The organism is Paenibacillus polymyxa (genome assembly GCF_018614975.1).
Taxonomy (GTDB): domain Bacteria; phylum Bacillota; class Bacilli; order Paenibacillales; family Paenibacillaceae; genus Paenibacillus; species Paenibacillus polymyxa_E.
This window is the reverse complement of record NZ_JAGGNR010000008.1, coordinates 736609-759985: the sequence shown is the minus strand read 5'-3', so window position 1 is coordinate 759985 and position 23377 is coordinate 736609. Positions and strand designations below refer to the sequence as shown.

Below are 23377 nucleotides of genomic sequence, written 5' to 3'. Positions count from 1 at the left end.
ATTGTAACAACGAATAAGTGACATCATGAGTGTCACCAATATTTCAACTGTTCATTATTTTATAGTGGATCGGCATCAGGATTCACAAGCATGTTCCGGCAGGCTTTGTTAAAATGTGTTTCTCGTCCAATTCGCTTTGCATACTGATATTTCCTTCTATCAAAAAGGCCACAGATCATGCCAAAAACCCGCATCCGATGTAGACGGATACGGGAAGTAGCAGCTTTTGGCTTACAGAAGACGATAAAGGTCTGAAATCTATACCAATATTCTCGCTGAAGACAATAACAAGTATAAAAGGAATGAATATGTGACACTTTGTATCACGGGTATTTCTATCACATTATATTATTCCGAATGATTCCAATGAAGCGAAATCGCTTATTTCATTTCGAGCAATTGCACCCCGCGGGCTTCAATCTCAACACTTCCCAAAAGCTCACGATTGGTGAGCAGATCATGTGCCTTAGCTGTTCCCAGATCATAGGATTGCGTGGTTGCGTTATGGTTCATGACAAACAGGAAGGGTTTGCCGTCTTTGGTTCGTGCGCTTACTTCAACACCTTCTGGTGTCTCAAGCAAGGACTCTACGTTCTTGGCTGCTGCAAGCTGTCCCAGCAAACCATCCAGGAAGGTCTCATCCGGGTCGGATGCAACGTACCAGGCTTCACCTTGACCATAGGTATTACGTGTCACAACAGGCATGCCTTTATAAAAGTCGTCTCCATACTCCGCGATGACTTCGGCTCCTTCACTGTGCAGCAGATCACACAACATGCCGCAGCCATACTCTCCTTGAAGATCACCGCAGGCTGCTTTGAGGACAATGCTGTTCTTTTGCTCAGGCAGTAGCGCATCAATCTCTTCCACCCAGATTCCGAGCAGTTTACGAAGTTCTCCCGGATATCCACCTGTGGTCACGAGATCGTTTTCGTTGACAATGCCACTGAAGAAGGTCGTGAGGAATGTTCCACCTGCTTCAACATACTTCTCCAGTTTGGCGGCAAACCCTGGTTTAACCATGTAAAGAACAGGGGCAAGGACAATGTCGTATTTGCTCATATCCGTATCCACACTGATGATATCTACTTGTATGTTACGGCGGAAGAAGGCTGCGTAGTATTTATGGATCTGATCCACATAGTTCAGGGCAACTGTAGGTCCGCTTGATTTTTCGATGGCCCACCAGTTATCCCAGTCGAACACAATCGCTACTTTGGATTCAACAGATGCATCCAGCGTGGTATCTCCAAGGATCTGCAATTCCTTGCCCAGCTCAGCGACTTCGCGGAATACACGTGTATTCTCATGCCCAGCATGCTCAATAACTGCACCATGATACTTCTCACAGGCACCGATGGAGCGGCGAAGCTGGAAGAACATAATGGTATCGGCCCCGTGCGCAACAGATTGATAACTCCACAGACGCATGACTCCCGGACGTTTCAGTGAGTTATATGGCTGCCAGTTCTGCTGGCTTGGTGTTTGCTCCATCAGCATGAACGGTTGTCCATCCTTCAGTCCGCGCATAAGGTCATGAGCCATTGCCGTGAAGCTGACAGGAGTGGCGAGACCAGGATAACTGTCCCAGGAGACGATATCCAAATATTTTGCCCATTTGAAATAGTCCAATTGCTTGAAGAATCCCATCAGATTGGTAGTAACAACGGAGTCCGGGATGTGTTTTTTGATCGCTTCGTATTCCAACAGATAACAATCCAGCATGCTGTCGGAGTTAAATCGGGAGTAGTCCAGTGAGATTCCCTGGAACGTTGAATTGTTGTTGCCCCAGTGTTCGCTCAGGTTGCTCGGTAATACAATTTCGTCCCAATCGTAGAAGGTATGCCCCCAGAAATTTGTGTTCCATGCTTTGTTGACCTGTTCCAGAGTCTGATAGCGTTCTTTAAGATACACGCGGAACGCTTTCTCACAGTTGTCACAGTAGCACTCACCGCCATATTCGTTGGAGATGTGCCATACGAGAACTGCGGGGTGATCCTTGTATCGTTCGGCCAGTTTATCCGCAATCTTCTCAGCGTATTTGCGATAGGTCGGGCTGTTGGGGCAGGAATTATGGCGTCCACCGAATTTGCGTTTGCGTCCATCGGCATCCACACGAAGCACATCCGGATATTTCTTTGCCATCCAAGCCGGATGGGCAGCAGTGCTTGTTGCAAGGCATATATAGACACCATTTTCATATAGTCGATTAATTAGTTGGTCGAGTTCTTCAAAACGGTAAGTAACTTCATCAGGCTGAATCAGTGCCCATGAAAATACGTTGATTGTGGCAATATCAATGCCTGCCAGTTGGAACATGCGCAGGTCTTCAAGGTGGGTTTCGTGATCCCACTGTTCCGGGTTATAATCGCCGCCGTAGAACATTTTGGGTAGTTTGCTGCTAATCAATGTGTTCACCTCTTGTATAAGAATAATCCTATACTATATGATACATATGACTTTTAAAATATAATAAAAGTAATGACTGATATAAGAATACGGAAGTCTATTTCAGCTTATACCCAAGGAGGCACCCATGCTTATATCCCCCCGACATCAACGATATTTCATGACATCCCGTGATCAGCCGCTGCCCCTTTATATTGAGAGCCTGGGTTATAACGGCAATCAGGAGAAGGTGTCCAGACCTGTTGGTTATCCCTGTTACCACTGGCTTCAGACAGTAAAGGGAGCAGGAGAATTCAAGTTTGCCGGGTCCACGGTCGTACTGGGGGAAGCATCCGGTATTTTGCTGCCACCGAATGAACCGCATGAATATGTGCGCGCCCAAGGAGAGTGGGAGACATTTTACATTACTTTTGGCGGTTCCCAGTGTCCGGCAATCTTGGAGTCACTTAGTCTGGGTGAAGCAGCGTTCTACCAGTGGGAGCAGAGCAGTCCGTTCAATGATTACGGCCAGGAAGTGCTGGATTCCATCAGAAGTGATCAGGATTTGTCGGGACTCGAAGCGTCAGCGGATATATACCGATTTCTGATTTTGCTCAAAAAACATGGCATGACGGGTAATCGTTCTTCCATCTCACATGCCGTGGAGAGACTCGCTCCGCTCATTGCATTCATGGAACAGCATTATGCGAATCCCGAGATTGGGCTCGAACATATGGCTGACCTCACAGGGATCTCATCCAGACATCTGAATACCTTGTTCAAACAATCCTTTGGCATGACAGCCTACAGTTATTTTATTTTGCTGCGAATTCGCAAAGCCAAGGAAATCATGACCGCAGACCATAGACCCACGATTAGGGAAACTGCAGTTAGGGTTGGCTTTCGGGATTCAAGCCATTTTGTAGCAACCTTTCGCAGGATTGAGGGGGTCACTCCTGAACAGTTCCGTAATTTGTACTAACATGTACCTGAATGATCAAAAAGTGATGCCAGGAAGGTATTGATGCGTTAGGGTCATTACCGTTATGATGGTATCGATTCTTGAGATTCGAAAACGTTTAAACGGACCCATGGTTCCGTTCTACTTGGAGAGGATGATTGAAGATGACAACAACTATACCCCTATGGGATCATGCTGCACCTTATGCAGCCCAGGGCCATGAAGACGAAATGCCACATTTGATTCCATTTATTCAGCCCGGTTCCGAGAGCGCTGTCATTGTATGTCCAGGGGGCGGCTATGGATTTTTGGCTGATCATGAAGGTGCTCCAATAGCCGAATTGTTGAACCGTGCAGGTATAAGTGCATTTGTCCTGAAATATCGGGTGGCACCTCATCAGCATCCTGCGCCAATAACAGATGGTCAGCGTGCCATACGTTATGTTCGTGCTCATGCTGAGCAGTACGGCATCAACCCTGCCAAGGTTGCAGTACTTGGTTTCTCCGCAGGCGGACATCTCACAGCAACACTGGGAACGCTGTATGACGAGGGGCAACCGGATCATGAGGACCTTATTGAACGCCAAAGTTCACGCCCGGATCGAGTTATTCTCTGTTATCCGGTCATTACGATGGAGTCCTATGGACATGCAGGTTCCCGTGAAAATTTGCTTGGATCGGATGCATCTGCCGAGCAGATCAAGGCTCTCAGTGCGGAGCAGCAGGTGAGAGCGGATGCTCCTGAAGCATTCATCTGGCATACTAGCGCTGATCAGGCAGTGCCTGTGGAGAATAGTTTACGTTACGCACTTGCATTGGGTGCGCATGGCATTCCCTATGATTTGCACGTTTTTGAGAAAGGCTCACATGGTCTTGGATTGGCTGAGGACAACCACGCGATTCGGGTATGGTCAGATCTGTGTCTCACATGGCTCAAGAATCAAGGCTGGTAATCGCTGGATGGTAGCAAGTAAACAGTCCTGACTATTCCGAGTATTCCGTACATTAGCGCTTTAGAGCGAAGGAGAAAATGACGATGAAATTGCAGAAAAATGACAAGCTTCTGTTTATCGGGGATTCGATTACAGATTGTGGTCGGGAACATCCTGTAGGCGAAGGCAGTTCAGGTCTGGGCCATGGTTATGTTGCGCAAGTCCATGCACTATTGCGGTCCATCTATCCGGAATTGATGTTGCGTGTCCAGAATGTGGGTAATGGTGGAAATACGATTCGTGATCTGAAACAGCGCTGGGATCGTGATGTGCTTGACCTTAAACCGGACTGGCTGACGATCATGATCGGCATTAATGATGTATGGCGTCAGTTCGACAACCCATTGTCAACAGACTCACATGTGTTTCTTGAAGAATACGAATCCACATTGCGTGAATTGGTGGCTTCGGTTCGTCCCAACCTGAAAGGTCTGGTACTGATGACGCCTTATTATCTTGAGGCCAATCCGGAAGACCCGATGCGGGCAACGATGGATATCTACGGAGAAGCGGTACGCAGGGTAGCGAGTGAGTATGATGCGGTGTATGTGGATACACAGGCTGCGTTTGCTCCATTTTGGGATCATTTCTATACGTCTGTGCTGACTTATGACCGGGTACATCCGGATGCAACGGGCCATATGGTACTGTCCAAAGCATTCTTGGATGCCATCGGATTCGAATGGTCAGGCGGCGTCAAATCTGAATAAGGACGTGATGGCATGAGCAACGTAACTGTAGCAGTTCAAACCCCGGCATTACTGGGGGAAGGTCCAAGCTGGGATGCGGAAAACAATCGATTATTGTGGGTAGATATTGAAAGCTTCAAGGTGCATGTGTATGATCCGGCTACAGGGCAGGATCAGGCTTATGATGTCGGTGAACATGTCGGGGCTGTTGTTCCGTATCGTGGTGACGAAGTTGTGGTTGCTTTGCGCAGTGGATTCTATACGTATCACTTGCTTACGGGTGAGCTGAAGGCCATTGAGGACCCTGAACAAGATAAGGATACCAATCGTTTTAATGATGGAAAATGTGATGCGAAGGGCCGCTTCTGGGCAGGCACGATGAGCATGAATAATGAAAGAAAAGCCGGATCGCTGTATTGTTTGGAGCAAGGGCACTCCGTTCGAACAATGGTACAAGGTGTGTCTACATCCAACGGTCTGGGCTGGAGTCCGGATCGGCAGACCATGTATTACATTGATACCCCGACACGTTCTATTGACCGGTTTGATTTCGATTTGACGGCAGGTACGATACAAAATCGGACAAGTGTCATTCACATACCGGAGGAATTCGGTTTTCCGGATGGGATGACGGTTGATGGTGAGGGCATGCTGTGGGTTGCGCACTGGGGTGGAGGAAGAGTCACTCGTTGGAACCCGCATACATCAGAACTGTTGCAACAGATCGAGGTACCGGCAGATCAGGTAACATCCTGCTGTTTTGGTGGACCGGATCTCGCAGAGTTATACATTACAACAGCACGTATAGGGATTAAGGAAGAACGTCTGAAAGAGACACCGGATGCAGGCTCACTTTTTGTCATCAGACCGGGCGTCAAAGGGCAGAAGACTCACGCTTATGGTAGCCAGAAATAACAGGTGCCAACTATGTAGTGAACCTCTGCCTGGTTTGCCAGGAAAGAAACGATTCCTTTTTTTACTCTTATATAAAATGTCGAAAGGTGCTGTTCTAACAGCATCTTTTTTGATGTATAAACGATTTTAAACACTGAAAATATTTTACAAAAATCGGAATTTGTACAGAGGGGTTTGAGGATTGCTATCGAATGTTATTTATTGAAAGAATTATCCATATAACCGCGAATCAGGAATAATTATGTAAGCGCTTAACAATATGGCTGGAAGGGGGTGAGGCTTCTTGTATCGAGGGATGCATTGATTCGTCTGGCACGCCATCATCAGCACGATGAGACAGCGGGGATAGACCGAAATGCAGTAACGAAGTAGAAGAGGAGGATCAGTTGATATGAGAACGTTTATGGGGAAATTGCGAATGATGAGCCTGACGGTTGCCGTAGTAACCGCTTCGCTGGGAGGACTTGCTGGAACGACAGCAGCGGCACCGAGTGAAGCCTATGAGTGGAAAAATGTGGTGACGGGTGCAGGAGGCGGGTTTGTACCGGGCATTATTTTCAACGAGTCGGAAAAGGATTTGATCTATGCCCGTACGGATATCGGGGGAGCCTATCGCTGGAATGCGGCTGACGAGAGCTGGATACCCTTAACGGATTTTGTCGGCTGGGATGACTGGAACAAGAATGGTGTGGACGCCCTGGCTACGGACCCGGTTGATCCCGATCGGGTGTATATGGCAGTCGGGACGTATACGAATTCGTGGGACCAAAATAATGGCTCCATCTTGCGCTCTACGGACCGGGGAGATACATGGCAGACCACAACACTTCCGTTCAAAGTGGGCGGCAACATGCCGGGACGTTCGATGGGAGAACGCCTGACCGTGGACCCGAATGATAACAGTATTCTGTATTTCGGCGCACGAAGTGGTCATGGGTTATGGAAGAGTACCGATTACGGTGTGACCTGGAACGAAGTCACAAGCTTCCCGAATCTGGGAAATTATGTGCAAGACCCTTCGAATGAATATACCAGTGACATCGTAGGTCTGGCATGGATTACATTTGACAAAACAACAGGTTCAGCAGGGCAAGCAACCCAGACAATTTATGTGGGTGTTGCGGATAAAGATCAAAGTGTATATCGCAGCACAAATGGCGGCCTGACCTGGTCAGCTGTCGCTGGTCAACCTACAGGTTATATCCCGCATCATGGTGTGTTTGATTCAGACGGAAGCCTCTATATTACCTACAGCGATGGTGTTGGACCCTATGATGGGGAAAAAGGTGACGTGTGGAAACTGAACACGTCGACAGGTATCTGGACCAACATCAGCCCTGTTCCAAGCAGCAGCACGGATAATTATTTTGGATATGGCGGATTGGCTGTCGATGCACAGAATCCCGGTACATTGATGGTTGCCACATTGAATTCATGGTGGCCGGATGCCACCTTGTTCCGCAGTACAGATGGCGGAGCGACGTGGACACGCATATGGGAATTTGAAGGATATCCGAACCGTAAATTACGTTATACACAGGATATTTCGGCAGCGCCATGGCTCACATTTGGCACCAATCCCGCCCCACCCGAAACAACTCCAAAACTGGGCTGGATGATCGGTGATCTGGAGATTGATCCGTTTGATTCGGATCGCATGATGTATGGAACGGGTGCTACGATCTATGGAACGAAGAACCTGACAGACTGGGATGATGACGAAAAAATCAATATTTCAGTGATGGCGAAAGGGGTTGAGGAGATTGCCGTACTGGATCTAATCAGCCCGCCAAGTGGTGCACATTTGATAAGTGGAGTGGGGGATGTCTCCGGATTCCGTCATAACAATCTGGACCAGGCGCCAGCTACCATATTTACGAGCCCGAACTATTCTTCCACAGAAAGTCTTGATTTTGCAGAGTTAAGTCCAAATACGATGGTTCGCGTAGGTAAAGCAGATTATGCTGCTGATCCAAATGCAAAATCCATGGGTTTGTCCAGTGACGGAGGGACTACGTGGTATAAAGCTAATGCAGAACCTGCCGGCACAACCGGAGGGGGGACTGTAGCCATCTCTGCGGATGGTAATCGACTGGTATGGAGCACATCAGACAAAGGTGTACATTATTCGACTGGCGGCAATTCATGGACGGCAAGTACGGGCATACCTGCACAGGCAAAAGTGATTTCGGATCGTGTCAATCCAAACAAATTCTATGGATTTGCAGCGGGTAAAATCTATGTGAGTGTGAATGGTGGTGCTACCTTCACGGCATCACCTGCGACTGGGCTTCCGATGGAAGGGAATTCTGATCTGGATGCCGTTCCAGGTGTTGAAGGCGAACTCTGGTTTGCAGGCGGTAGTGAGGAAGAAGGTCCTTACGGATTATGGCATTCCACGGATTCAGGAGCGACATTCACGAAGCTTGCCAATGTAGAGGAAGCAGACAGTATCGGATTTGGTAAAGCGGCCCCTGGGCAGAGCGTTGTTGCATTATACACGGTTGCACAGATCGATGGAACACGTGGATTCTTCCGCTCCGATGACGGTGGTGCCAATTGGGTTCGTATCAATGATGATCAGCATCAGTATGCTCGTGTAACCACGATTACGGGTGATCCGCGTTTGTATGGAAGAGTATATCTCGGAACAAATGGCCGCGGAATTTTGTATGCTGACCGTGTTGGAGGTAACAATGGCGGAGGAGACGACGGGGGGACACCAGTGACCAACTCTGCGATTACACCGGTTACAGCCGAATTTGATCGCAAAGAAGACAATCAGGTTGATATTCCAGTCACGTTAACACTGAAGGGCAATACACTTGCATCCATTCGCAACGGGAATGCAACGCTGGTCTCAGGTACGGATTACACGTTAACAGGTAATGAGGTCGTATTAAGTAAAAGCTACCTGGCTTCACTGCCAAATGGCGCAGCGGTGCTAACCTTTCAATTCAGCGCAGGCGCTCCTACGACCTTGAATCTGCTCATTAAAGACACGACAGCTGCACCTGTTGGAACCATACGCATTGAGATGTTTAACAGCAATACTTCAGCAACGGGTAGCTCGATTAGTCCCAAATTCAAACTGACCAATACCGGTACTACAGCCTTGAATCTGTCTGATGTTAAAATCAGATACTATTACACGATAAACGGTGAACAGCCTCAGAACTTCTTCGCTGACTGGGCGACAGCTGGCAGTTCGAATGTAACAGGCACGTTCAGTACACTCAATCCGGTTCGGACAGGTGCTGACCACGTGCTTGAGATTGGATTCACAGCTTCCGCTGGAACTCTGAATACGGGACAAAGCACGGAAATCCACACGCGCATCTCCAAAAACAATTGGACCAACTATACGCAAACGGATGACTATTCTTTTGCAGGTAGTCAGACTTCCTATACGGACTGGTCCAAAGTCACCGGTTATATCGCGGGAAGTCTCCAATGGGGAATAGAACCATAAATGAGTGATTTAACGAAATAAAGGATTGAAATAGGTCCTGATTCGCCGAATGATCAAATGGCGAGTCGGGGCTTCTTATTTTGTCGAAATATAGTGTAAACTACAGATAGTTACCATTGCTTAAAGGATCGTTTTAGGATATAAAAAGATGTACAATCAATTTTAAATTAATGTAACCGCTAACACTGGAAAGTGTTTGTAACCGATATATAATAGTTGGTATAGCCTGTACAGATATAGAGGAAAGATTAGACAAGGGGGTCAAGGGTCATGAACCGGTTGTGCAAGGTGCTGATTGTTGACGATGAGTTTCTGGTAAGGCAGGGCATAAAGCACCATATGAACTGGGAAGCGGAAGGATTTATCATTGTGGGTGAAGCTTCCAACGGTGAAGAAGGATTACAGCAGGTGGACCTGTTAAAACCGGATATTGTGATTACCGACATTGTCATGCCTGTCATGGATGGCGAAACGTTTGTCCGTACACTAAAAGCTAGTAATCCGCAGATTGAAGTTATTGTACTTAGCAGCTTCAGCGAGTTCGAGTATGTACGTTCCACGCTTCAGCACGGGGCAGCCGATTATATACTGAAACCAAAGCTGGATACGAATGAATTATTGCAGGTCCTTCAACGCACAGCAGGTAAAATTCCGGAGCTGCAGTTTGAGCCGTCGCACGATGGCTGGAGACTTGGACAACTGATGGAGAAGATGTTATCCGGTTTTACACTGGATGAAGATAACGAAATGCCGATGATACGAGATACTTTTCCGTACGAATCCTTTCGTTTGCTTGTGTATAAACCCATGGATGCTGGATGGAATCCACTGAAGCTGGATCAGGAACAGATTGAATCCAAGCTCCGCAGTGATCTGCCAGAAGTGGAATGTGCAATGGTTCCCGCAGAGAGTACATTACCTGTGATGCTTCTTAATGTCGATCCTGCGAGAGATGAATGGATGCTTGAACGGATCAGACAGCTGGCTAGTGAAAATGCATCGGCGCAAGGCAACCCTGGATGGGTGCTTAGTGACAGCTTTACTTCATTTGAACAGATGGGTACCGTTTACCGTGAACGCCTGATCAAGTTGATGGAATATCGCTTCTATTATAAGGATCGACCCATCCTGGTGTATGGTGAACTGCCTCCAATGCATCCCGCAGGTTACCAGTTTAATGTGAATATGTTTTTGCAGCATGTGAAGCGTAACCGGGTCGAAGCGGCAAGGGAGTATTTACAGGATCATGCGAAAACACTTGGACGGGATTATATTGCCGATGTGTTTGAGATCAAATCATTTCTCGGTAACTTGATCTTCAACGTGACCATTGCCCTCGCGGATATGGATGTCCAGTCTGCCGGGCTGGAAGAGAGCAAATATACGTATTTTAAAAATGTGGACGGGGCTTCGAGTCTGGACGAAGTCATGACTGTGCTTGACCAATTCATGACGGAAGTTCAGGAGTGCACCGCTGGTGCAGGTGGAAAACGAAGTGATCCCAATATGAAGATGCTGCTGGATTACATGCATGAGCACTTTGATCAGCCGCTCGGGCTTGCTGAAGTAGCCAAGCACTTTCATTTTAATCCATCGTATTTATCCAGTTATTTCTCATCTCATAAAAAAGAAGGATTTAATGAATACTTGAATAAAATTCGTATAGAAAAAGCCGAGGAATTGCTCCGATCCGATGATGTAACGATCTCTGAGATTAGCAATATGGTAGGCTATTCCGATCATAGTTACTTTTGCAAAGTATTCAAAAAATTCACCGGATTATCACCAAGCCGATACCGGCGCAAATTCTGGGCATAAAGTCAGAAGGATAAAATCATGAAGAAATGGATGAATAGATTATCTCGTCTCGGATTGTTTCCCAAGTTGTTTCTGGTTATGGTCATCAGTATTGTCCTCGTTTCTGTACTCATCTTATGGACGACCATTCACATGTCAACCAATCTGTTTACTGAGACGTTCAGTATCACAAACTCCAAGGTGCTTAATCAGATCAAAACAAATTTTGAATCCTTTAATGAGGCCATTGCTGCCGTATCGAATAATGTGACGCAGAGTGGATCGATCCGAGGATTCCTGTCCGAAGGAGATGCCGATTCCCTCACAATGGCCAAATCCTTCTATAATATGAGGGAAACGATGGATCGAATTCAATCCATCACAGAATCCTACGAAGTCGGGATAACAATTATCGGGATTAATGGACGGAGCTATTCCACGAATCGTGCTCACCTTCAGTTGTCCGTGGAAGAATTGAAGCAGGAGCCAATTACGATGGAAGCAGCTGAGACGCCGAGTCGTCTTATCTTTGATGATTACCAAAACGATGCAACGATCGGAAGTCAGCAGATGATCTCTGCCACGAAAGCATTGACGGATCGGGCCCGCAGCCGAATGTATGGTACGCTCTATGTCACCATGAGAGAGGAGGCGTTCCGGCAGTTCTATGCCAGCTTTACAAGTCGAGGCAATGACGTGGTCATTATGAACGAAAAAGGTGAGATTGTATCTTCGAATCGTGAAGACTGGATCGGGACAACTCAGCTGGATTTGCTGTCATATGCCCGAGAAATGAACAAAACGTCTCCGAGAAGTATCAATGCTCGTGTGATGGATCAAGATAGCGTCGTTTTATCCGAGTATTTACCATTCTATCGGTTTTATATTGTCAATGTCGTGGATAAGGATCTGGCGATGGGTCAACTCATCGACATGAAGACGGTTGCTCTGATCTGTGCAGCTATCGTTGTAGGGGCTCTTATTCTGGTATTTCTCATCACCAGCCAGATTACCAAGTCCCTGCGCAGACTGGTGAAGCAGATGTCCAATATTACGAAAAGTGATCTGGACAACTATATTCCGGTGAGCGGAAGCTACGAGAGCAGGCAGCTTGGTAATGCTTACAATTACATGCTTGATGAACTGCATGATTATGTGGATCAGTTAGTACAGACACAGCATGAACAACGTAACGCAGAGCTTGCGGCATTACAGAGTCAGATTAATCCTCACTTCTTGTACAATACACTTGCTTCTGTCAAAGTTCTGGTGCAACAAGGCAACAAAGACAGAGCAGCGGAGACCATTAATGCACTGATCGGATTGTTACAGAATACAATTAGTGACGTGAGTCAGACTGTTACAGTTGAACAAGAAGTCGAAAATTTGAAAAATTATGTCTTCATTAATCACGTCAGATATGGTGGCCGGATTAAAGCAGCTTTTTACGTCGCTCCGGATTGTACACACTATCATGTACCCAAACTGATGATCCAGCCGTTTATCGAGAATGCATTTTTCCATGGATTCATCAAGAAAGAAACGGGAACGATTCATGTCATGGTTTCCAGAGCGGGAGAATCACTCATCTGTGAGATTATGGACAATGGGGATGGAATTGAAGGGCTTGTCAGGGGAGAAACGTTGCCCAATCCAAAGAACAATCGTCAACTATTCAGCGGTATCGGTATTCGCAATGTACATGACCGTATTGAGTTATTATATGGTTCACCCTATGGTGTCACCATTATGAGTAACGTTGGGGAAGGGACAAGAGTCACCGTTACCTTGCCTTTAATCACGAGTTGAATGGTAGCCTATTTCAATTGAATACATCTCCAATTGAGATCCCTCGTTTCTGTGTATCTACAGAGACGGGGGATTTCATGTTCAGAGGTGAAGTGAGAATACATATTTGTACTATTTCAAGATCAAGAAATTACAAAATCAAAAGAAATTACAAAAAAACAAATTTAATGCAAACGTTTTCTGTAAAGGTTTTCATTGTGGCAATAAGATGACAAATCCGCACAAAATTATTACTAACGAATGGAGATATGGGAATGATAAGATGAATACATCGAAAGCAACCGCTTTCAGAAAACGCAAACAAATTACACACAAAGAGGTTGAAGGGGAGTTGAATGTTTTGAAAAAAATGTGGGTATTGATGCTTGTTACAGTACTGCTGTTGTCCGCATGTTCATCCGGTGGCGGAGGTAATTCCGCTAGTGGTGGTGACGAAAAAACAAACGAAATTACGGTCTGGGCTTGGGACAAAGCTTTTAACGTAGCTGCAATGGAAACAGCAAAAGAAGCATATCAAAAAGCAAATCCTGATGTGAAAATTAACATCATTGAGTACGCTCAGGCTGATATCATTCAGAAACTGAACACAGGTCTTAACTCCGGAACTGCCAGCGGTCTTCCAAACGTAGTTCTGATTGAAGACTATCGCTCACAAAGCTTCCTGAATGCATATCCTGATGCGTTCAAAGATCTGTCTTCCAGCATCACGGCTTCCGATTTTGCAGATTACAAACTCGGACCAACAGCGTTTGATGGCAAACAATACGGAGTACCATTTGACTCCGGCGTTGCTGGCTTGTACTACAGAACAGACCTGCTGGAGCAAGCTGGCTACAAAGCAGCTGACCTGCAAGACATCACTTGGGATGATTACATCCAAATTGGTAAAGACGTAAAAGCTAAAACAGGTAAAGAGCTTCTTTCTCTTGACCCGAATGACCTTGGTTTGATTCGTATGATGATCCAAACTGCAGGTAAATGGTATTCCACAGAAGATGGTAAAACACCTGACATTGCTACTAACGCTGCACTGAAAGAAGCTTTCATCACCTACAAAGCGATGATGGATGCCAACATTGTTAAATTGCACTCTGACTGGAGTCAATTCGTTGCCAACGCCAATAACGGTAGCGTAGCAACAATTCCTACAGGTAACTGGTTCTCACCATCTGTACGTCAAGAAGCCTCCCAATCCGGGAAATGGGCTGTAGCTCCAATGCCAAAAATGGCTGGTCAACCAAACTCTGTTCACGCATCCAACTTGGGTGGTAGCTCTTGGTATGTGATGAACAACGTTCCTGGTGCAGATCAAGCTGCTGATTTCGTAGCAAAAACATTTGGTTCCGACAAACAATTGTATCAAGATCTGTTGAACAACATCGGTGCAATCGGTACGTACAAACCGGCAGTTGATGGTGATGCTTATGCCAAAGAAGACGAGTTCTTCGGCGGACAAAAAATCTTCGCAGACTTCGCGAAATGGACTGAACAAATTCCAAGCGTAAACTATGGTATCAACACATATGCCATCGAAGATATTCTGGTTGTAGAGATGCAAGCATTCCTGAACGGTAAAGCTATTGATGACGTTCTGGCTGATGCACAAAAACAAGCTGAAGCACAAACAAACTAAGATACCCAAGGTAACTTATAGAACCCCAGGAAACATCGGAGCCGTCTCCCTTGTCCGGCGCAAGTCGAACGGATATGGCGAGAGGCTCTGTGGGTTCTACCCATGTTCCATGGACAGAGAGGAGCCATACTGTGAAAGCCATGAATACAGGAGACAGTCTCCAAAAGAAAAATAATTTGACTGGATGGGCTTTTGTTTTGCTGGCTGTTGTCGGGATTGTTTCTTTTTACTTCTACCCGATGATCCAAGCGCTGCTCTTATCGTTCAAGTCTGGTGTAGGAGCCAATCTTGAATATACGGGCATTGATAACTACAAAAGATTGTTAGGTGACACAACGTTCCGCACAGCATTATCGAATACGTTCATCTACCTGATTATCCAAGTGCCTGTAATGATTATTCTCGGTTTGTTTATTTCCGTATTGTTGAATGACAGTACACTGCGCTTCCGGAGTTTCTTCCGTACAGCGATTTTCCTGCCTTGTGTAACCTCATTGGTAGCTTACTCTGTTGTATTCAAATATTTGTTCGCACCGGATGGAATGGTCAATCAATTCTTGATGGGCCTGCACATTATTGGCGATCCTATTCAATGGATTACAGACCCGTTCTGGGCTAAAATTACGATCATAATCGCCGTTACTTGGCGTTGGACCGGATATAATATGATTTTCTATCTGTCATCGCTGCAAAACATCGATCAATCGATCTATGAAGCTGCAAGAATTGACGGAGCGAATGCCTTCACCCAATTTTTCAAAATCACAGTGCCTTTGCTCAAACCGATTATCCTCTTCACGTCCATCACATCAACGATTGGTACATTGCAAATCTTCGATGAGATCATGAACATTACCAAAGGTGGTCCGGGTAACGCGACCATGTCGATTTCACAATACATCTACAACCTTTCGTTCAAATATTCACCGGACTTCGGTTATGCAGCAACCGTTTCGTATTCCATCGTAATTCTGATTATTGTATTGTCCATCATCCAGTTTAAAGTGGCAGGTGATAATAAAAATGGCTAAAGCTAAAGCAAAACGGATTTTCACATATGTGTTCCTATCCATCGTCGCCTTTGTATCCATTTTCCCTTTCTTCTGGATGCTGGTCAGTTCAACAAATGCATCAGTCGATGTAACTAAGGGTAGACTGCTACCCGGTTCAGCTTTCATTGAAAACTTCAACAAACTGATTGATTCAACGAATCTGGTGCAGGCTCTCGGCAACTCAGCGATTATCTCGGTTGTCTCCACTGTTCTGGCGCTGTTTATTGGTTCCTTGGCAGGTTATGGCTTCGAGGTATACCGCACGAAGTCCCGTGATATCGTGTTTAATATCTTGTTGTTATCCATGATGATCCCGTTTGGAGCGATCATGGTACCGTTGTATCGCATGTTCGCAACGATCTCGGGGATTACGCCGGTTATCGGAATTAACACGATGGCAGCGGTTATCCTGCCTACCATTGCAACAGCGTTCCTGATCTTCTTCTTCCGTCAGAACACCAAAATGTTCCCGAAAGACTTGCTGGAAGCTGGACGTATTGATGGTTTGAGCGAACTCGGGATCTTCCTGAAGATCTACATGCCAACAATGAAAACAACATATGCAGCGGCAGCAATCATTACATTCATGAGTAGCTGGAACAACTATCTGTGGCCACTCATTGTATTGCAAACACCTGACCAACAAACGATTCCACTGTTGATCTCAAATCTGGGTGCTGGTTATTCTCCGGATTATGGAGTGATCATGACAGCAATCGTTATTGCAACACTGCCTACAGCAATCGTATTCTTCATCATGCAGAAACATTTTGTTGCAGGTATGGTAGGTTCCGTGAAGTAATGAAAATAGCATATCCGTGCAAAAATGACGGGTGCAGGAAAGAAGAGAGGACGCCAGTTATGGCGTACCTCTGTCTTTTTTGTTTATGTAAAGCAAAAAGGAAATTCAGATGAAACCTTGAATAAGTCAAACTATAACGTTTTAAAAGGGAGAGAGAGCCGATGAAAGCAACAAAGGCAGATATCAACTGGTTGGGGGACGTAAGTGTATTTGAGGTGAACCGTCTTCCTGCCTATTCCGATCACCGCTATTACCACACAATGGATGAGGCTATTGGTTCCGGCGCGATGTCCATGCGTTATGATCTCAATGGTACGTGGAAATTCAACTATGCAATTCGTCCAGACAGTCGTTCTGAGTTTTTCTATACATCCGATTTTTCCAGTGAAGGCTGGGATGATATTGAAGTTCCGGGGCATATCCAGCTACAAGGATACGGACAGATTCAATATGTAAATACACAATATCCTTGGGATGGCTTGAACGACATTCGTCCGCCGGCATTGCCGCAGGATAAAAACCCTGTTGGAAGTTACATTCGCACATTCCACCTGCCGACAGGTTGGGAGTCGAATCCGGTATATATTTCTTTCCAAGGTGTAGAGTCTGCATTCTATGTATGGCTTAACGGACAATTTGTAGGATACGGGGAAGACAGCTTCACGCCATCTGACTTTGACCTGACGCCATTCCTTCAGGATGGAGAGAACAAGCTGGCTGTTGAAGTGTATCAACGCAGCACAGGCAGCTGGCTGGAAGATCAGGATTTCTGGCGTTTCTCCGGTATTTTCAGAGATGTGTATCTGTATACGGTCCCTGCTGCACACGTACGTGATGTTCATGTCCGCACAGATCTGGACAAGTCCTATACCAACGGTACATTGCAACTAGATTTGAAACTGGAAGGAAATGCGGTTGCTGGAGCACGTGTAGAGGCTGAGCTTCGTGATCGTGAAGGCAATACCGTGAAAACGTTCGAATCCAAGGTTAACGATGGACAAGTAAGTCTTCGTGAAGATATCGGTACAGTGAATCTGTGGAGCGCAGAGATCCCATACTTGTACCGTCTCTATATTCGCGTATATGATGCTGCGGGTACACTGGTTGAGGTAGTTCCTCAAGCCGTAGGTTTCCGTACATTTGAAATGATTGATAAAGTGATGCACATCAACGGTAAACGTATCGTATTCAAAGGTGTGAATCGCCATGAGTTCAACCCGCGTCGTGGACGTGCGGTTACGAAGGAAGATATGCTGTGGGATGTCCGTACCATCAAACAAAATAATATGAATGCCGTACGTACGTCACACTATCCAAACCAAAGTCTTTGGTATGAGTTGTGTGATGAATACGGACTGTATGTTATTGACGAGATGAACCTGGAGACACACGGATCTTGGCAGAAGCTTGGCGCCGTTGAGCCTTCTTGGGTTATTCCAGGGGACAAACCGGAATGGCATGATATCGTTATGGACCGCGCTGTATCTATGGTGGAGCGTGACAAAAACCATCCGTCCATTCTGATCTGGTCTTGTGGTAATGAATCACACGGTGGTGAAGTCATCTACAAAGTATCCCAATACTTCAAATCAGCTGATCCAACACGTCTGGTACATTATGAAGGTGTATTCCATGATCGTCGTTTTGATGAGACAAGTGATATGGAGACCCGCATGTATGCCAAACCGGCTGACATTGAAGAATTCCTGAATGCAAACCCGACCAAACCTTATATTAGCTGTGAGTACATGCACGCCATGGGTAACTCTATTGGTGGGATGCACAAATATACGGAGTTGGAAGACAAATACCCGATGTATCAAGGTGGATTCATCTGGGATTACATCGACCAATCCATTTATAAGAAAGATCGTTACGGCAAAGAATTCCTCGCTTATGGCGGAGATTTTGGTGATCGTCCATCAGACTATTCGTTCTGTGGAAACGGTATCGTTCATGCTGATCGTAAAGTAACTGCGAAAATGCAGGAGGTTAAATTCCTGTACCAGAACATCAAGCTGTTCCCGGATCGTGAAGGCGTCAAAATCGTGAACGGTAATCTGTTTGCAGATACATCTGCGCTGGAACTGGTTTACAGCCTGGATCGTGAGGGACATGAAGTGCTGCGTGGAACATTGGAAGTTAACGTGGATGCGCTAAGTGAGAAGGTAGTGAAACTTCCGTTGAATGCAGAAGCTCTGGCTGGCGGCGAGTATGCTGTGAACACTGCACTTGTGTTAAAAAAAGCTACACTGTGGGCTGACAAAGGCGAAGAAGTGGCATTTGGACAGTTTATTTTCACACAAGATCAGGTGAATGATGCAGTTGAAGTCGACTTGAATCTTGTAAGTGATGTACAAGTTATCGAAGGTGACGTTAACATCGGTGTTCGTGCTGGCAAGACACATGCGCTGTTCTCCAAACAGTTTGGGACACTGGTTTCCTTGAAATTGTCTGGTCGTGAGACGATTGCTGTTCCACCTGCACCGCTCTTCTGGCGTGCAACAACGGACAATGACAAAGGTATGGCGATGGGCTTCGAACTTGGTGCCTGGTATGCAGCAAGTCTGATGCCACGTTGTGTAGAGTGGAAAGCAGAACAGAAACCGGATCAATACCGGATCGAGTTCACGTACAAGCTCAACATTTCGGAGGATGTACAAGTGAAAGTGGTATATACCGTTCATGCAGACGGAAGCGTACGTGTGCATAATACGTACAAAGGTGCAGCCGGATTGCCAAACCTGCCAATTCATGCATTGTCCTTCAGAACATCACCTGACTTCGAAAACGTGGAATGGCTCGCGATGGGACCAGAAGAAAACTATGCAGACCGCGCATTTGGGGCACGTCTGGGCATCCATGGCAGCAAGGTAGCTGATACCATGGCTCCATATCTGGTACCACAGGAATCGGGCAACCGTACGGGCGTACGATGGGCCAAATTGACAGACAACGCGGGACATGGCTTCAAAATTGAAGCATCAGGAACCCCAGTCGAGCTGAATGTATCACCATATACGGCATTTGAGCTGGAAAACGCACAACATGCGTACGAATTGCCTCCAGTGCACTATACGGTCGTTACTGTAGCGGGTAAACAAATGGGTGTTGGCGGTGATGACAGCTGGGGTGCTCCGGTTCATCCGGAATACCTGATCCCTTCGGACGGCGAACTGACATTCGAATTTGTCATTCGTGCACTGTAAGTAAAAGGATCGTACGGAATAAAGAATGTATCTTATAAAGAACAGAGGTCTTCGCTCATCGGAGGCCTCTGTTTTGTTGTGTCAACGAACAACTTGAGTGCATTGTATGAAACCGTTCTCTCTCCAACCTCGTAATGTACGAGACAGGAAACATAAGAGGGGGGTTCAAGATGAGTAAAAAAGCAAAGACAGGTATATGGGTGACGGTGTTGGTCTTCTTGGGTATCATTGTTGGATGTTTCATATGGTATTTCAATACGGCTTCAGGTGAACGTGCACTCAAAACGATGAGATCCAATAACTCGGGTGGCCTGGAGAGGGTTGTTAAAGTGTACAGCAGTAATGGTGAATTGATTCAGACCTATGATGGCAAAATTGACGTTGAAGATACGGAATACGGCAATAAAGTATTATTCGATCTCAATGGAAAACGTGTCGTGATCTATAATGCAACGATTGTTGTTGAAGAGAAATAAGGCAAAATTAAGGAAATGATATAAGGGTCGGGTGAGATTTTTATGTTGGATATGTACCTCATAATCACTGTTGCCATCTTGGGAATGATCCTGTTCTACAGCTTGATCGCTTATTTCTTGATTCGTTTCATTTCGAGAAAAGCATTCAAGCTGACGTTAACCAAATATGAAATGATGGAGATTATAACCTGGCTCGCCGTGCTGTTTATTACCTTCATGATGATTAAGAATGGTTCAATAAATCTTCTCTTGCCGATTGTTGTACTTATCATTCCATTAATTAATTTGCGACTTTCCAATCGGAAACATCGAGAGATGAATAGTCAGGAGTAAAGTAGGAGACAACAAAAAGAAGCCCTCTTTCGAGAGCTTCTTTTTCATGGGAGAGGAGAAACCGGACGAAGAGCTTATGGGGAAACGTAAGTCTTCTCCGCGGTTGTCTACGACACTTGTGATGTCGATAATTATAGAATCGCCCGATGGTTTCCTTTTTATACATATGCGTCAACAATTCGTCAACAATTTTCCAAGGGAAATGAAGACCGCACATTTTTCAAACTGAACCCTAGTGTGGTACGATAGCTGTATCAATAAACTTACATAGAGAAAAGGTGACTCGTCAAGTGAGAGTGGTATCTGGGAGTGCAAAAGGCAGGCCGCTGAAGGCTGTTCCTGGCACGGGTACGCGGCCGACCACCGACAAGGTGAAGGAAGCGTTATTTAGCATGGTTGGTCCTTATTTTGAGGGCGGCACAGCATTGGATCTGTTTGCAGGCAGTGGAGGTCTCGGTATTGAGGCGCTGAGCCGCGGCATGGACAAGGCTGTTTTTGTTGATTTGGAATCGAAAAGTATTGAAGTTATCCGCATGAATCTGAAGGCAACCAAGCTGGAAGATCAGGCGGCCGTATACCGCAATGATGCAGGTCGGGCATTGAAGGCACTCGCCAAACGAGGCACAACGTTTGATCTGGTGTTTCTTGACCCGCCATATCGTATGAAGAACGGGCACGAGTTGATGCTGACCATGCACGAACTGGAACTTTTGGAACCCGAAGCAACCATCGTGCTTGAATATGAATCCAAACATGATTACCCTGAGCAATTCGGCCCGTTTGAACAAACGCGCAAGGCTTTGTATGGGGAGACGGCAGTATCCATCTATTATTATTCGCCTGAGGCAGTTGAAGATGGAGAATCCACTACACCGGAAGAGGAGGCTCCTCATGACTGAAATGATACATCGACAGGAACGGATCGCCGTATATCCTGGTAGTTTTGATCCCGTAACGATGGGGCATCTGGATATTATCGCCAGAGCGTCGAAGCAATTTGATCGCGTCATTGTGGCTGTGTTGAACAATATGAGCAAAAATCCGCTGTTTACAGTGGAGGAACGCAAGGAATTGATTACGGAAGTAACCCGCCATCTACCCAATGTGGAGGTGGACAGTTTCCGCGATCTGACAGCCAATTACGTCCGGCAAAAGGAAGCTCAGGTCATCGTTCGTGGTATACGCTCGGTAACTGATTTTGAATACGAGTTGCAATTGGCATCGACCAACAGCAAGTTGAATCCGGATGCGGAAACCATATTTATGATGACAAATCCCAAGTATTCCTATTTAAGTTCCAGTATCGTCAAAGAAATCGCTCATTATCATGGAGATGTTACAGATCTTGTATCACCTGAGGTGGAAGCTGCGCTTCGTCAGAAAATCAGCGAGAAAAACGGCGGTTAAACCAGAAGGTTAGACCCGATAGACTAACCATGACTGCAAGAAGTAACGCAAGACCCATGCATGCAGCAGGGAAGACGCTCCAAATGGTGTTGATCGTGTATGTGTTACCTGGACTATGTATGAGTAGCCAACCGAATGGTGTTGAGAGGTCTTGCTCTGTATTCGTCTGTAATGTGGTCCAGACTTCTGTGCTATAACGGCTGAACGGCATCCATAGGAACAGACTGATGAAAAAGGCGATTAATCCATGAGTCAGGCGAACTCCAGCAAAGTACAACATCGTCGATTTGCTGCTTGGACCCGTTGTTTTCAGGACAGCAGAGACTTGCAGATGGGAGCATAAACCACCCCATCCCAGAACGGCTGCAAGTAGAGACATGAGCAGCGCGGGTGTAAGTGAAGTCTGGCTCAAATGATACGTGCCCAGATGAAGCTCGAAGAAGGCTGGCCACAGCGCAGCAGAGGACCCGGGAGTCAGATAAAGGGAGACCAACCGGATAAATACGGCAAAACCGATCATGTATCCTCCTGTCATCATTAAGGTCTGCACAGCTTGGGATACGGTGTCACCGAGCAGTTTGCCAAATCCTCTTCCATCACGACTATGGGCTTCTCTGGCCGCAATCATCATATCGGACCATATACTGCGTCGTTTGAACGTTGCGTGGTGGTGTGCAGATGAGCGACCTGTGGAACTTGCAGGACTTGCAGGCTGAGAAGCAAGAGAGCTGTTATCTGCTTGCACGGCTGTCGAGCCAACCCTGTATTTCGGGTTACCCGGTAAGGGCAGGAGACGTGTGGCAAGAATGGCAGCAATCCAGCCGCTGATCCAGTGGACCACGAGTAGAAAATATCCGGCCGCTGGCTGGTGGAGAAAAGCAGCACCAACGACCAGTATGATCATCATTGGATTGGCGAAATGAGATGTTGCCGCAAGGACAACCGCCTGCTTGGCGGTAATTTGTCTATCCTGAAATAAACGGGATACCGCATCTGCTCCTGCGGGGAATCCGCCGCACATGCCAACGGCAATTGCCAGACCTGCGTTGCCTGGAAGTCTGAACCATCGTTGCATCAAGGGTCCAAGAAAGACGCCAATCGCGTGGGTGAAGCCAAACGCAGTGAGCATTTGGGATAACATGAGGAACGGGAGCATGGCAGGGAAGATGATTTTCCACCATATATCCAGACCTTGAATAGAGGCATCAAACGCTTCTTTGGGGGAAGCAACTACCGCAATGACCAACATTAAAGCGCCGGTACTTAGGATTATCGTTCGTAACGGGCCAGAATCTCTAACCTCGCTCTGTAATGTCATCGTTTCACCTCATATCAGATAACGCCGATACGGCATCTGAATCGTTATGGACGGCCGAATGACGCCCGAAGGGCGGTTCGGCCTTGACCGGACAGGCTATTGTATACAGCGGCCTATCCGGCCT

The 23377-nt window shown here is 46.4% G+C and carries 17 protein-coding genes; 15 read left to right on the top strand and 2 right to left on the bottom strand.

Annotated features, from left to right (window positions below; translation table 11 throughout):
• Positions 1 to 381: 381 nt before the first annotated feature.
• A complete protein-coding gene (locus tag J7E78_RS06815) occupies positions 382 to 2409 on the bottom strand; it encodes a beta-galactosidase (protein WP_215075495.1) in 2028 nt (675 codons plus the stop codon).
• Positions 2410 to 2536: 127 nt separating this feature from the next.
• Between J7E78_RS06815 and J7E78_RS06810 the strand changes: the two genes are divergently transcribed.
• The 15 genes from J7E78_RS06810 (at position 2537) to coaD (ending at position 21935) form a co-directional block, all read left to right on the top strand.
• Positions 2537 to 3370 carry an AraC family transcriptional regulator gene (locus tag J7E78_RS06810; protein WP_215075494.1) on the top strand — a complete coding sequence of 278 codons (834 nt, stop codon included), beginning with the start codon at positions 2537 to 2539 and terminating at the stop codon, positions 3368 to 3370.
• A gap of 143 nt (positions 3371 to 3513) precedes the next feature.
• Positions 3514 to 4302: an alpha/beta hydrolase gene (locus tag J7E78_RS06805; protein ID WP_215075493.1), complete on the top strand. Its 789-nt coding sequence runs from the start codon at positions 3514 to 3516 to the stop codon at positions 4300 to 4302.
• An 83-nt stretch (positions 4303 to 4385) separates the two neighbouring features.
• A complete protein-coding gene (locus J7E78_RS06800) occupies positions 4386 to 5051 on the top strand; it encodes an SGNH/GDSL hydrolase family protein (protein ID WP_215075492.1) in 666 nt (221 codons plus the stop codon).
• Between the two features lie 12 nt (positions 5052 to 5063).
• Positions 5064 to 5945: an SMP-30/gluconolactonase/LRE family protein gene (locus tag J7E78_RS06795; protein WP_215075491.1), complete on the top strand. Its 882-nt coding sequence runs from the start codon at positions 5064 to 5066 to the stop codon at positions 5943 to 5945.
• A gap of 391 nt (positions 5946 to 6336) precedes the next feature.
• On the top strand, positions 6337 to 9417 hold the full coding sequence (locus J7E78_RS06790; RefSeq protein WP_215075490.1) for a X2-like carbohydrate binding domain-containing protein: 3081 nt from the start codon (positions 6337 to 6339) through the stop codon (positions 9415 to 9417).
• 270 nt (positions 9418 to 9687) lie between these two features.
• Complete coding sequence (locus J7E78_RS06785; RefSeq protein ID WP_215075489.1) at positions 9688 to 11235, top strand: response regulator transcription factor; 1548 nt, start codon at positions 9688 to 9690, stop codon at positions 11233 to 11235.
• 18 nt (positions 11236 to 11253) lie between these two features.
• Positions 11254 to 13023 (top strand): cache domain-containing sensor histidine kinase, encoded by a 1770-nt coding sequence (locus J7E78_RS06780; RefSeq protein ID WP_215075488.1) that lies wholly within the window; start codon positions 11254 to 11256, stop codon positions 13021 to 13023.
• 349 nt (positions 13024 to 13372) lie between these two features.
• Positions 13373 to 14656: an extracellular solute-binding protein gene (locus J7E78_RS06775; RefSeq protein WP_215075567.1), complete on the top strand. Its 1284-nt coding sequence runs from the start codon at positions 13373 to 13375 to the stop codon at positions 14654 to 14656.
• A 140-nt stretch (positions 14657 to 14796) separates the two neighbouring features.
• Positions 14797 to 15687: a carbohydrate ABC transporter permease gene (locus J7E78_RS06770; protein ID WP_215075566.1), complete on the top strand. Its 891-nt coding sequence runs from the start codon at positions 14797 to 14799 to the stop codon at positions 15685 to 15687.
• On the top strand, positions 15680 to 16510 hold the full coding sequence (locus tag J7E78_RS06765) for a carbohydrate ABC transporter permease (RefSeq protein WP_215075487.1): 831 nt from the start codon (positions 15680 to 15682) through the stop codon (positions 16508 to 16510). The genes J7E78_RS06770 and J7E78_RS06765 overlap by 8 nt, the downstream gene beginning before the upstream one ends.
• 161 nt (positions 16511 to 16671) lie before the next feature.
• On the top strand, positions 16672 to 19719 hold the full coding sequence (gene lacZ / locus J7E78_RS06760; RefSeq protein WP_215075486.1) for a beta-galactosidase, LacZ type: 3048 nt from the start codon (positions 16672 to 16674) through the stop codon (positions 19717 to 19719).
• 170 nt (positions 19720 to 19889) lie between these two features.
• Positions 19890 to 20195 (top strand): hypothetical protein, encoded by a 306-nt coding sequence (locus J7E78_RS06755; protein ID WP_215075485.1) that lies wholly within the window; start codon positions 19890 to 19892, stop codon positions 20193 to 20195.
• A gap of 42 nt (positions 20196 to 20237) precedes the next feature.
• Positions 20238 to 20528 carry a hypothetical protein gene (locus tag J7E78_RS06750; protein ID WP_215075484.1) on the top strand — a complete coding sequence of 97 codons (291 nt, stop codon included), beginning with the start codon at positions 20238 to 20240 and terminating at the stop codon, positions 20526 to 20528.
• 290 nt (positions 20529 to 20818) lie between these two features.
• A complete protein-coding gene (rsmD, locus tag J7E78_RS06745) occupies positions 20819 to 21427 on the top strand; it encodes a 16S rRNA (guanine(966)-N(2))-methyltransferase RsmD (RefSeq protein WP_215075483.1) in 609 nt (202 codons plus the stop codon).
• A gap of 1 nt (position 21428) precedes the next feature.
• Complete coding sequence (coaD, locus tag J7E78_RS06740; RefSeq protein ID WP_215075565.1) at positions 21429 to 21935, top strand: pantetheine-phosphate adenylyltransferase; 507 nt, start codon at positions 21429 to 21431, stop codon at positions 21933 to 21935.
• Here the strand turns inward: coaD and J7E78_RS06735 are convergent.
• Positions 21913 to 23253 carry a nucleoside recognition domain-containing protein gene (locus J7E78_RS06735; RefSeq protein WP_215075482.1) on the bottom strand — a complete coding sequence of 447 codons (1341 nt, stop codon included), beginning with the start codon at positions 23251 to 23253 and terminating at the stop codon, positions 21913 to 21915. The two genes, coaD and J7E78_RS06735, sit on opposite strands and share 23 nt — an antisense overlap.
• Positions 23254 to 23377 lie beyond the last annotated feature (124 nt).